6 protein-coding genes are annotated in these 12,872 nt (G+C 67.3%); 4 read left to right on the top strand and 2 right to left on the bottom strand.

Annotated features, from left to right (window positions below; genetic code table 11):
* The first annotated feature begins 216 nt into the window (after positions 1-216).
* The gene (locus ABIA33_RS06875) at positions 217-435 is read left to right on the top strand and encodes a hypothetical protein (RefSeq protein ID WP_370078185.1); all 219 of its coding nucleotides are present in this window, start codon (positions 217-219) and stop codon (positions 433-435) included.
* 28 nt (positions 436-463) lie between these two features.
* Here the strand turns inward: ABIA33_RS06875 and ABIA33_RS06870 are convergent, their stop codons facing one another.
* Positions 464-1,279, bottom strand: a complete 816-nt coding sequence (locus ABIA33_RS06870; protein WP_370078183.1) for a trans-aconitate 2-methyltransferase — start codon at positions 1,277-1,279, stop codon at positions 464-466.
* Between the two features lie 323 nt (positions 1,280-1,602).
* On the opposite strand from ABIA33_RS06870, the gene ABIA33_RS06865 reads away from it, so the two are divergent.
* The 3 genes from ABIA33_RS06865 (at position 1,603) to ABIA33_RS06855 (ending at position 8,662) form a co-directional block, all read left to right on the top strand.
* Positions 1,603-2,097, top strand: a complete 495-nt coding sequence (locus ABIA33_RS06865; RefSeq protein ID WP_370078181.1) for a hypothetical protein — start codon at positions 1,603-1,605, stop codon at positions 2,095-2,097.
* A 365-nt stretch (positions 2,098-2,462) separates the two neighbouring features.
* Positions 2,463-5,405: a beta strand repeat-containing protein gene (locus ABIA33_RS06860; protein WP_370078179.1), complete on the top strand. Its 2,943-nt coding sequence runs from the start codon at positions 2,463-2,465 to the stop codon at positions 5,403-5,405.
* Positions 5,406-5,791: 386 nt separating this feature from the next.
* Complete coding sequence (locus ABIA33_RS06855; protein WP_370078177.1) at positions 5,792-8,662, top strand: PKD domain-containing protein; 2,871 nt, start codon at positions 5,792-5,794, stop codon at positions 8,660-8,662.
* 996 nt (positions 8,663-9,658) lie between these two features.
* On the opposite strand, the gene ABIA33_RS06850 is transcribed toward ABIA33_RS06855, so the two are convergent.
* Complete coding sequence (locus ABIA33_RS06850) at positions 9,659-12,436, bottom strand: PKD domain-containing protein (RefSeq protein ID WP_370078175.1); 2,778 nt, start codon at positions 12,434-12,436, stop codon at positions 9,659-9,661.
* Positions 12,437-12,872: the final 436 nt, after the last annotated feature.

Here is a 12,872-nt window from a genome sequence, read left to right as displayed (position 1 = left end):
GGTTCGCGTGAGCGTCCATTCCTCAGATTGACCGCGTTGTCCCAGGTCGCCATGGTGCGAAGGCCCGGACAGCCCGAATGGATCACGATGGTTCTTCAGGAACCCCGACGAACCGTCATGATCTCCACAACAAAGTGGAGGCAAGTGACCGCGAAGCCCCTGGTCGGACCGCTGACACGTGATCGCCGACCGACGGGAACCCACGGGATATCGCACATGGTCGACACGCTAACCCGGCTGCCGATCGAGGTGTGGGAGGGCCGCACGGCCGAGGCGCTGGCCGCGTGGCTGCGCGCGCATCCCGGCGTGCAGGTCGTATGCCGCGACGGCTCGGAGGTCTACCGCGCGGGTATCACCGCCGGCGCACCCGACGCGGTGCAGGTCACGCCGGAGCACCGACGACACCGAGGCGGGCTACGACCCCTGGGTGGTTAACGCAAACGAACATCTTCTCTGACCACCTTCACAGGGCGCGGGCGAGGAAGAGGTCGGTGACCTGGAGTATATCGATTCCGCCGCCGTGGGCGTCGAGCAGGCGGCCGGCTTCAGTAATTGCCTGTTCGCGATCGTCATCGGGCAGGATGCGATAGGCGGACAGCGAGGCGAGGTGACCGAGGTAGCGGTCGGTGTCGTACCGCAGGTCCTGCCGGAACCGGACCGATCGCAGGTCGGTGAAGCGGCCGTCCTGACGGCACTCGGTATCGGGCCATGCCGGGTCCCAGTTCCCGGGCTCGTCACCGGAAAGGTCGCGAGCCAGGAAGCGGTGCGGTGAGCCGGTGATGCCGTGACGGTCTCCGATGCGGGCGAGTTCGGCGCGCAATCCGGCGTCATGGATCCCGTGCGGGTTCCTGACCAGCGCCACCGCACCACCGGGTGCGAGTGCGGCGTGGACCAGGTCCCAGCGTCGGTCACGATCCAGAAAGTTCCAGGCGGAGGCGGCGAACAACAACCCGTAGTGCCGCCCGCCAGGCTGCCACCGCTCGAAGTCGCCAACCTCGACCTGGACGTTCGGACAGTCGGCGGTGTTGCGCCGTAGTACCCCGGCCATGCGCGCGTCGGGCTCGACGCATACCAACGGAATCCCCAGCGCGGCGAACGGCACGGTGGCCTTCCCAGTGCCCGCGCCGACCTCAACAGCCGCACGGCCCCCGAGAGCTGCATACGCCAGGACCTCCGTGACCATCGCGTCCGCGTAACCGGGGCGGGCGGCATCGTAAAGCTCGGCCACCTCACCGAAGACCTTGCTACGGGCCGCGTTGACGTGTCCCTCGGAGGTCATGAGACTCCTTCGACTCCTTGATCGGCAGGCGGACACCCTACCGACCAACACACTTCGCAGACCACTGCTTCAGCAGCCACCCGCCTGCTCCAGCCACCGACCTCCCACGATCCCGATCAACGCCTACGAAAATCATGTAAGAGCCCAAAAGATCCGTTCGAAGCCAACGGGCTGAGGCCGGAGTTGATCGGCCGCTAGGAGTGGGTGTGAAGGCACTACAAAACGGCATCGCTGCTCTACCGACTGCGGTAGTGAGGGCGGAGATCGAACCTGAAAGCTGTCCGGCCTGGCTACGGCGGCCGGGGCGAGTCGAGCGCGCTGGCATGTGGGAGACGGTTTCGGCGATCTACGGTTCGCTGACGGGGCTGGTCCTGCCCGAGCACGCCCCTGTTCGTGAGTGGCGAAGCCTGGACGTCGTGCTGACCTACGCGGATGGGCAGCAGCAGATCCTGGAGGTAGGCGAACAGCAGCACTTCACCGGGGCCCGCGCTCTGACCCTGGAGTACTACCAGGCGACCCTGAAGCTCGGCTTCGACGCTACGCAATGGCAGGCTCGCTCCCACGCCCGGACCGGGCTCGAACCCGGTGGCGGATTCGCCAAGCCGAAGCCGCCGCTCTTCCCGGGCGACGGTGGCCGCCATCGTCAGCGCGCCTACCGGGACGCGCTTGCCGATCTGCTGCCGGCCGAGCACGGCTGGCTCCCCACCGTCAGGATCAGCGATACGCAGGCCACCGCCATCACCACCGCCACGGATCCCGCCTTGTCGCTCAGGACACTGCTCGGCGAGCGTGGCGTGCTGGCCTCGCACCTCGCCTGACAGTGAACGGCTTCCCCGCCGCTGGCCGGGCCACCGCCGACACCCGCTGCTGCTCCCCGGGGCCCTCCGCAGGCAGTCCGCCGGAGGCCCTCCTCATCAGCCGCGCGAAGCTGAATCCCACCACCCTGGCGTCGGGCGACCTGGCTCTCCGTCATCTGACCCGAGGGCTGCTGCCCCGGATATCGGCCGCGGTTGCCACCCACGGGGGGAGGCACGTTGGGGAGCGTGTTTCAGAAGGTACATGAAGTACATGAAGGACATCCTGGCTCGTACGTAACCCTAGTGACGCAGACTCAGCACGCCTACACTCCGCTCATGCCGCGCGGTGCGCGGGGGTGCACCTTCTGGGGGGATTGATGCGTCGATTGGCGCGTTTCGGCTGCGTTCTCGTGCTGGCGGTCTTGGGATCGGCGCTGGGGGTGAGTCCGGCAACGGCAGCACCCGGTTCGACCGATCCGACAAACGTGGTCGCGTCCGTGCAGGGACTCAATGCCGCCGTGTCGTGGATAGACGGTGACACTGCGGGCGTGACGGGGTACGTGGTCTCCGCGTCTCCGCAGTTGACTAGCGTGTCAGTGCCGCCGGGCGCCGACTCGGCGGTTCTGACGGGTCTGCGGCCGGGCGTGCCGTACACGGTCTCGGTCGCGGCGCTGACGGGGGCCGGTGCCGGTACCTCGATCAACGCGGCGAGTCCGGTTCAGGTCCAGGCGCCAGGGGGCACACTCACGGCGCTGAAGCCCGCTCGGCTGCTGGATACCAGGTCGGGCCTTGGCGCCCCGCAAGGAGCCACGACGTCCGTCACACTGCAGGTCACCGGCCGAGGTGGGGTCCCCAGCAGCGGGGTGGCTGCTGTCGCGCTAAATGTAACGGTGACCGGACCTGTGGGCGGCGGGTATGTGACCGCCTACCCGGCGGGTGCGTCTCGGCCCACAGCGTCGAGCATGAATTTCAGCGCGCATCAGACGCTGGCGAGCCTCGTGGTCGCGCAACTCGGCTCGGGGGGCGCCGTTGTGCTGTATTCATCAACGACGACTCAGTTGGTCGCTGACGTCTCCGGTTACTACTCGACCCCCGCGGCGGCGTCCACGGTTGCGGCATCGTCCACGGGTCTCTTCCATTCGCTGGCGCCCTCCAGGTTGCTCGACACCCGCAGCAGTGTTGGCGGGGCCGAGCCAGGGCCTGGCGGGAGCGTCACCTTGCAGGTCGCGGGGCGCGGCGGGGTCCCGGCGACGGGGGTGTCCGCCGTCGTGCTGAATACGACGGTCACTACTCCGACGGCCGACGGGTATGTGACGGTCTATCCGACCGGCGGGACACTGCCGGACACGTCGTCGGTGAACTTCGTCCAAGGTCAAACGGTAGCAAACCGGGTGGTCGTGCTACTGGGATCGGGAGGCCAGGTATCGCTGTTCAACAAGGCCGGGAGAGCCCAGTTGATCGCCGATGTCGCCGGGTGGTACACCGACGGCAGCGACCCGAGCGCAGGAGGGTCGTACTATGTCGCGACGGCCCCTCACCGGCTCGTCGACACCCGGGTCGGCACCGGCGCGGTGAAGCAGCCGGTCGCGGCGTCCGGCGTCCTGCCGGTGCAGGTAGCCGGCCAGGCAGCATTGCCCGCCGCCGACGCGGCGATGCCACCGACCGCCGCGGCGCTGACGGTCACGATGATCACGCCTCCACAAGCCAACTTCGCGACGGTCTACCCCTCGTTGACCGCCAGGCCTGCGACCTCGGACGTCAACGCCTCCGCGAACGCGACTACCGCGAACCTCACGTTGGCCGGGCTCGGAGTGGACGGCGCAGTGGACGTGTACAACGCCTCCAGCGCAACGAACTACGTCATCGACCTGAACGGCTACTTCATCGGCGGCATCGACGTCCCCTCCTCAACCGTCGTCCCAGCTGCCGGTGCCATCACAGCCGTGAGCGGAGCGCCGGGTGCGAACCAGAGCGTCACCATCGCGGCCGGGTCCACGCCGCCGAACGTCGGTCAGATCATCACCTCGGGTTCCACCGCGGCCACCCCAGATGGCCTCCTCGCCCAGGTGACCGGAACCAGTACCGACGCCAACGGCAACATCATCGCGCAGACCCAGCCGGCGACCCTGCAGCAGGCACTCGGCATCGCCGATATCACCTTGGCCGCGCCACTGGGCGCAGATGATGTCGCAACCGTCCAGACAAGCCCTGGCAGCCCGGCCGCAGCGACCGGACACACCGGCGCTCTAGCGGTCCGGCAACTTCAGGCACGCGCCGTCGCGGGCACGGTGCCTGGCGGACCGATCACCGGCACGACCCACAATCCGTGCACCGGAGACAGCAGCTCCCACGTCGACACTCAACACAGCATCACGCCGACCCTCTACTTTCACGCGGACCTCGGCCACCGAGGCCTCATCCCGACCCTGAGCGCCAGCATCGGCGCCCAGATCAGCGAAACCCTTGGCGCGAGCGTCCAGTTCAACGGCACAGCAACCTGCCAGTGGGACACCCGACTCGACACCTACACCTTCAAGCCGATTACCTTCTTCGTCGGCGACGTGCCCGTCGTGATCGTCCCGGTCTTCACCCTGACCCTCAAAGCGACGATCAACGGCACGGCCTCGATCTCTACCTCGCTCACCCAGAACATCACCGCCAACGCCGGACTCTCCTTTGACAGCACTACCGGCACGGCATCCCCCTACCAAAGCATCACCAATACGATCAGTCACACCGGCCCCAGTGTGAGCCCTGCTGTCGGCACGGCCGATGTGGCTCTCGTCGGTGACCTTCAAGGGAAGCTCTACAACGTGGCCGGACCCGACGTCGCCCTGACCGCCGACCTCACCGGCACCGTCAATCCCGCGAACACCCCCTGGTGGAGGCTCGGCTTCACCCTGGACGCCGACGTCGCGCTGCACATGCAGGTCCTGTTCCTCCACGCCGACGCCGAGGTCAAGATCCATCTGCTGAACCTGACCATCGCACAGTCCACGACCCCACCCCCGTTGACCCGGACAGTGATCCTGCAGGGAGTCGCGGTCCCCCCGTTGCACGGCACCACACCGCCGAAGGCAACGGCCACCATCGACTGCCGCGGGGTGATTGCGCTGGACATCAATACGTCGGGCGTCCCCATCGACAGTATGTGGCTGTCCGTCAACGGCGGGGCATTGATCGGCTACCCCCACAACACCTCCCACATTTCGCTGTCGGAGGTCCGGGGAACAGTGGCCCTGGGTGTGCTGGTGTACAACAATCAAGGTGATGGAAGCACCGATGAATGGCGATTCACCGAGGTGTACGCGGTTCCCAGCGGATGCTAGGCGTGTCTTTCGCAACGTCACCCGTGAGGGTGATCCCGCGCGCTCGGGCGACCGATCGGTCCGCGTGGAGGGGCGCCCGCGCCTTCGACGAGCTCAACCGGGAGCGCGTCGCGGAAGGCCTCGGGGTCCCCTGGAACACCGCCACCACGCCGTCCTGGCCGAGGGCAGGCGCGTTCTGGTGAACGTGCCCGCCGACGTGGAGGGCCAGTGCACAGCGGAACGGCGTTGTCCGCGTGTGCTTCGGGGCGTGAACTTGTCCGGGAAGGACGCGAACGGGTGATACGCGGGGGCGTAGTCGGGTGGCCGCGCGCACCCCGCTATCGAAGGCGTCGGCAGCGGGGTGCATCATGTGCTCCGCTTGACTTGCCGAGACCCGTGGAGTTTCTGTGCCTTCTCGATCGACAGCCGTCGCGGTTGCTCTCGGTGTCGTGGCCGGGATGGCACTAGTGGCCGTCCCGACCACGACCTTCGCCGACGGCAGCACGCTCTACGTCAGCAACGCGACGGCGGCCAACTGCTCCGACAGCGCCGTAGCCGCCGGGACGGCCGCGCAGCCGTACTGCAGCGTCCAGGCTGCCGTGGATGCGGCGAAGCCGGGGGACACGGTGCAGGTGGCCTACGGGCACTACCAGCCCGTGGACATCAAGACCTCGGGCACGGCGTCCGCGCCGATCACTATCACTGGTCCCGCGAGCGGGGGCCTGCCCTCGTTGATGACCCAGGTTGGCGGCTCAGGGCCGACGCTGGCCTTCGACCATGTGCACGACGTGCGGGTGAGCGGCCTCTTCGTCTGGACGAACATCGATGCACCTACTGTTGCCGTTTCGGGGTCCACAAGTGTCACCGTGGATCGGAGCCGGATATGGGGAGGCGGTACGAACACTGCCGTCTCCCCGGCTCTGACGGTGGACGGGCAGAGCAGTTCGTTCACTCTGAGCCGCACTCAGATCAGCGACGTGTCGCACACCACAGGGGTTGCGGTGGCCTCCGGGGCCACCGGGACGGTGCTGACGACCAACCAGTTCGATTACTTGGGGCAGCCTGCGGTGACCGCCGTCGACGCACCGGGCACGGTGATCGTCAGCAATACCTTCACCGATTCAGACGCTTGCAACACCGCGATATCCCTGACCGGCGCGTCCTCGGGAGCGACGGTCGAGAACAACGCCGTCACGCTCGGGACCGGGGCCGGTGGGTGCTACTACGGCACCAGCACGCCGGTCGTGGTCTCGGTCGGCTCCGCGGTCGGAACCGTCTACGACTACAACACGATCCAGACCGCCTCCACCGGCGCCCTGTACAGCTGGGCCGGGCAGTCCTACGCGACGCCGACCGCACTGCAGGCGACGGGCCACGGGTTCCATGAGCTGTCCGAGGTACTGACCCCCGGCCCGACCGGGGTCCAGATGCAGGCGCTGAACATCGACTCGGCGGACGTGAGCGCGCCCGGCGAGCTGAGCACGGACATCATCGGCCGGGCCCGGGTGGACGACCCCCTGGTGGGCAACACAGGCACCGGTGTCGGCTATTACGACCGCGGCGCGGCGGAGTACCAGGACCCCTACAAGGTGGCGCCGATCCTGTCTGCGACCAAGGGCCCGGCACCGCTGACCGAGACGGTCACCGCCACCGAGAGCAACCCGTGGAACACCAAGATCGTCAGCTACACCTTCCGCTTCGGCGACGGCAGCGACCCGGTGGTGTCCTCCAGCCCCACGGTCAGCCACACCTACACCGCCACGGGTTCCTACTCCGCAGGGATTACCGCCACGTCGGCGGACGGTGCGACGTTCACCGGCAGTGGAGGCGTGCAAGTGGTTGCTGTCGCGCCGCTGGTCCCCGTCCTTTCAGTGCAGCACTCCTCCGGACAGTCGAGCCTGACGGTGCAGGCGGACGGGCTCGGCACGACCGACGACTGGAGCATCACCGGCTACAGCGTCGACTTCGGCGACGAGACCACGCCCGTCGCCGTCGCACCTGGCCAGAACGCCACGCACACCTACGCCAATCCGGGTGCCTACACCGTGAAGCTGACTGTGAAGGACGACGGCGGGAACACCGCTACGACGACCAAGCAGCTCCGAGTCGGCAGTGCGCTTGTGCCCTTCGGCCCGGTCCGCTTCCTCGACACCCGTACCGGTACCGGTGCGGCGAAGGTGAAGGTGGGCCCGGGCGGGGTGGTCCGGCTCAAGGTGGCTGGTGTGCAGGGCGTCCCGACCACCGGGGTCACCGCGGTGACGCTCAATCTGACCGGCGTCGACGCGACGACCGCGACCTGGGTCGGCGCTTACCCGGACGGCACCCCGGTGCCGACTGCGTCCAACCTCAACCTGCTTCCGAACCAGGCCGTGCCAAACCTGGTCACCGTACCGGTGTCCGCTGACGGCTACGTCGATCTCTACAACCGTGCGGGAAGTGTGGACCTGGTCGCGGATGTCGAGGGCTACTACAGCACCGCGGCTCCTTTGGGCGTATCCGCTGCTTTCTCTACAGGCTTCGTCATCTCCGAGGGGCCCACCCGGGTGCTGGACACCCGCGACGGGACAGGGACGTGGACACACAAGGTCGGAGCCGGCGGCTCGGTCTCGTTCCCGTTGCCGACCAGCGCGTTGCCGAACGCGACGCTGGCAGGTATCTCGGCGGTGATCCTTAATGTGACCGAGACCAACGCCAGTGACCCAAGCTATGTCGCCGTCCAGCAGAGCAGCAAGGTGCCCACCACCTCGATCCTCAACTTCTCGACTGGGCAGACCAGTTCCAACCAGGTGCTGGCGCCGGTCGACCAGTACGGCAATGTCACGCTCTACAACCGCACGGGCAGCGTCGACCTCATCGCCGACGTGCAGGGCTACGTCGTCTGGGACTCGGCGTCACCGAAGGTGGCCGGTTCTTCGTACTTCCCGGTCAACCCCTCCCGGGTCCTGGACACCCGCACCGGCCTCGGGGCCGCCAAGGCCGGCGCACTCGGCAGCAAGTCCCAACTGGTGGTCCAGATCGCCGGAGTCAAGGGCATCCCCGCAGGGGTGCAGTCGGTCCTGGTGAACCTGACCGGCATCGCTCCGACGGCCGACACCTGGATCGGCGCCTTCGCGGACGGCTCCGCCCTGCCGAACAGTTCCAACCTCAACCTCGGTAAGGGCACCGTGCGCGCGGGCCTCGCCCTGGTGCCCGTCGGTCCTGACGGTTCGATCGACATCTACAACTCCGCCGGAAGCGTGAACATCGCGGCCGACATCGAGGGTTACTACACCGGCTGAACCCTGCAGTATCAGCACCCCCCAGATGGCCCGCTGCCTCGATCTGTCGGGGCGGCGGGCCATGCCGTGCAGGTGCGCGTGTGCCGGGTACAGCACGAAGACTTGCTTCATGCAGATCATGGTTCGGCAGAGATTTCAGCTGGCCTCTTCGTCCCGAATTAGGAACGGCAAGATCGACGACGACCGAGTCTTGCCGAAGAACCAGGTCAGAGCGTCGGTATCCGTCGGTCTGAGCTGCACTCAGAGGGGGCACCTTCTCGTCATCGACTCCAAAGCCGCTCCAAGCGCAGGGATGCGGGGCGCCGCTACGCGACCGTTTCCGCCTGCTCGATGCTGGCCCCACTCGCCGCGGACGGTTCCCGGGGACCGTCCAGCGCAGCGCCGCGGACGGTCACTCCAAAAGCGCTGAGCCGTCGTGGCAGGGCCACGGCAAGCGGCCCTACATGGCGGCGTTGCGCGTGGCGGCGGCGAACGGATGTGAGCGGTCCGGGGCGCGCGGCGGCGACCGGCTCTACTGGCTGCCCGCGCGATCGTGGGCGCGGGACGATCGCTGCTGGGTGTTGGGGCCAACCACTATTGGTGCGCCTCGGGGCGAGGTTGGTCAAGGTCTGGCGGATGGGGTTGTTTGTGCGAGCGTGGTGCCCGGGGTGAGCAGGCGGCTGATCGCGCGGGTGGCCCTCTCAGATTGAGCCCAATGGCGCAGGCAGATGGTCCCGGCGGTTGCCCGCCTCCCGTTCGTACTGCAGAAAGTCCAGAGGTACACCGTCGCGGTGACGATGCGCCGGAAGAGCGGCGGAGAACCGGAACCCCGCGCTCACGGCCACCCGCGCCGACGCGGAGTTCTCCGGGTGCACCAGCACAAGCGGCCGCTCGGCGGCAGGGGCAGGAACGCAGGCGGCAGCCGCTCGGCATCCCGACCGGCCAAGTAAGCAAAGCCCTTCAAAGAAGCTGGCCCGCGCTGCGCAGGGCAGGACGGGCCCGCTCATTCGCTACTTGTCAGTTGGTGTAGTAGCCCTCGATGTCGGCGGCGATGTTGGTGCTACCGACGTTGTTGTAGAGGTCGATGGAACCGTCGGTGCCGACCGGGACCAAGGCGAGGACGGCGCGGAATGTGCCAGCGGCCTGATTGAGGTTGGAGCTGATCGGCAGGGTGCCGCCGTCGGCGTAGGCGGAGACGTACGTCGCCGCGGTCGGGTTGATGCCGGTCAGGTTGACCAGGACCGCGTTGACCCCGGCGGGGATGCCATTCACTCCGGCGACCTTCACCACCAGATGCGACTTGGCGCCGAGCGGAGCCTTAGGCGCGCCGAGGCCGGTGCGGGTGTCCACGATCCGGGTCGGCGCGACCGGGAAGTACGGGGCGCCCTGTCCGTTCTGTGCAGCGACCTCGTCCGTCACGAGGCCCTGGACATCAGCGACGAGGTCGGTGCTGCCAGCGTTGTTGTAGAGCGTGACACTGCCCGTGCCGGGCGCCAATGGCACCACGACCTGGTTGGAGCTGGTCTGCCCAGCGGAGAAGTTCAGGACTGAGCTGGTGGGCTGCCCCCCGTACTGGTCGACCGCGATGTAGCTGCTCGCCGTCGCGTCCGTTTCGGTGACGTTCAGCACCACGGCCGAGGCGGCGAACACGGAGCCGGTCGGCACGCTGAAGGTGACGCGACCACCAGGGCCAACCTTGCCTTTGAGGGTGCCGGTGCCGTAGCGCGTGTCCAGCGCCCGGGCCGGTGCCTGGGTGGCCAAGAACCCGCCATGAGCTCCGGCCGCGATCGCTGTGCTGTAGTAGTCCTCCACATCTGCGACGAGGTCGACGCTGCCCGTGAAGTTGTAGAGGTCGATGTATCCGTCCGCGGAGACCGGCACGGTGACCAGGTTGGGGGTGACCTGACCAGGGGTCAGGTTGAGGTTGGACGCCGTGGGCACCGGCGCCGCGTCGGGGTAGGCGGCGATCCAGGTGCTGTCGGTTGCGTTCAAAGCCGTTAGGTTGAGGGTAACGGCCGTGATCCCGGTCGCGGGGACGCCGTTGACGCCGGCGACCTTCAGCCGGACCACGCCGCGCGGACCGACCTTGGCCTTGGGCGCACCGGTGCCGTATCGGGTGTCCAGGGAACGGACCGGGCCGATGGGGAACAGTGCACTGCCCACGGAGATGGTCTGGGTCACCATCGCTGACTGACCGTCGGCGTCGACAACGGTCAGGGTGGCGGTGTAGGTGCCCGGCTTGGCGTAGGTGTGGTTAGTGAACGTGCCGGGGCCGAAGCTGACAGGGATGGTGCCATCGCCGAAATTGACCGTGGTGTTAGCGAGGTTCCAGGCGTCCGTTGTGTTACCTGCGTTTGCCAACACCGTCATCCCGCTTTGGCGGCTCAATGTCAGGGCGGGTATCAGCTGGGCTGGGGCGGCTACCTGGAGCGGGGCACCACCGCTGTGGGTCGCGCCGGAGGCCATGGTCGCCGTCACCGTGACATTGTGGCCGCCGGTAGTCGTGTAGACGTGGGAGGCCGTGGGGCTGGTGGATACCACCGGCGCGCTGCCGTCGCCGAAGTCGAAGGCGTAGCTGGTGACCTGGGTGTTCCAGGGGTTGCTGGCCTTGACGCCGACGGTCTCGGTCGCCCCGGTCGGGAGTTTGGCGGCGGACAGCGTGGCAGTCAGGTTATAGGGGTCCTGGTATTCGGCTGCGCCTCGGTCGTAGTAGCCCACCCCGGTACCGGTGTTGGGGATGACCGGGTCGTCGACCCGGTCCCGTCCGAGCAGATCGGTGCCGAACTCGTCCGGGGCGTTCGTGTCCGCGGAGTCGATGAGCGGGGTCTGGATCTGGTCCCGCGTCGTGGTGCCCGGCGTGAATCGGAGGGAGCTGTCGTGGGCTCCCTGACCGGTCGCGGCCTGAAACGCCGACAGGGAGGTGTAGGACTGCCCGGCCCAACTGTAGAGCGCGCCTGTGGAGGCCGTCTCGACGGTGTTGTAGTCGTCCTTGGCTCCGCTGACGGCGGCTGGGCCGATCACGACCGGGATACCGGTGCCGTAGAAGCATCCTTCGTTGGTGGTACCGAGCTCGACGGCGTTGTTCTCCAAGGTAGAACCGGTGGAGCTGCCGGTCAGTGATATCGCGGTATTGCAACCACCGGACAGGAAGCTGTTGCTGACGACGACGGTGCCCGGGGCGTCGACTGCGCTCACCGCAGGCTGTCCGGTATACCCGTCATAATTGAACTCATTGGTGGTCAGCACGGTCCCGCTGGCTCCGGAAGCCAACGACACCGCGGTCTGGCTTCTGTCCGCCCAGACCATGCTCCGGCTCAAGGTGAACCGGCTGCTCTGCCCGTCAACGGCCACCATGGCCGGCGGCCGGGAGAGCTGGGAGCTTCCGCCGGTCCTGCTGCCATTCAGAGTCACGTCGCTGGAGCCGGTCACCGCCACGGCAGTCGGTGCTCCCGTCTCCCCGATGTCGAAACCACTGACCACCACGTTGTGCACATGGTCGAAGGTGAGCGACGGACCGGAACTTCCGTTGGGGACAAATATCCGAGGGATGAAGTTGCTGATCACTCCCCCGCCGGTGATGGTGAGTGGCGCGGACGGGGTTCCGGAGGTCTTGACGTCCACGGGACCGTAGGCCCCGTCAGCCACCTGCACCGTGTCCCCGGGCTGCGCGGCATTGACGGCCGCCTGGACCGAGCAGTAAGGCTGCGCCCGCGTTCCGGCGTCGGCCGCGCTGTCCGAGCAGTTGGCCGAGGCGGCGTTGTTGACATAGAGCGTGCCACTGTCGGCAAAGGCCACCGTCGGAACGCTCGCCCAGACCGTTCCGACGGCCACACCGATGGCCGCTACCACTGCTGACCGAGAAGGCACAGACACTCCACTGATCCGGAAGAAGTTGAACGACCAACATGATGCCCCCTCAGGACAACAATCAGGACAGTGGGGTGACATCAGAGCGTATGAACCGAGATGCCTTCTCCTTATATCTGGCATATAGGATCACGATCTCCTGTGACGTCAGGGCTCACCGTCACACTCGAAACCGGCATCAACAGGCCGTGGCCGATCACCACCTTCACCTGCACCTTCCGCGGCCACGCACATCACCGCCGACGCCGGCGGCACGCCGGCGGCAGTGCCCGTCCCAACAGCTCCGTCCTCAACTTCGGTGCCGGGCAGACCACATCGAACCAGGTGCTGGTACCCATTGCCGCGGACGGAACAGTCTCGCGTT

This window comes from Streptacidiphilus sp. MAP12-16, assembly GCF_041262165.1.
Taxonomy (GTDB): domain Bacteria; phylum Actinomycetota; class Actinomycetes; order Streptomycetales; family Streptomycetaceae; genus Streptacidiphilus.
Note: the sequence above shows the minus strand (reverse complement) of the source record. Positions and strands in the feature narration are given on the sequence as shown.

Excerpts from the sequence above, each read along its gene's own strand:
- ABIA33_RS06875 (WP_370078185.1), top strand. The coding sequence starts at position 217 with ATGGTCGACACGCTAACCCGGCTGCCGATCGAGGTGTGGGAGGGCCGC.
- ABIA33_RS06870 (WP_370078183.1), bottom strand. The coding sequence starts at position 1,279 with ATGACCTCCGAGGGACACGTCAACGCGGCCCGTAGCAAGGTCTTCGGT.
- ABIA33_RS06865 (WP_370078181.1), top strand. The coding sequence starts at position 1,603 with ATGTGGGAGACGGTTTCGGCGATCTACGGTTCGCTGACGGGGCTGGTC.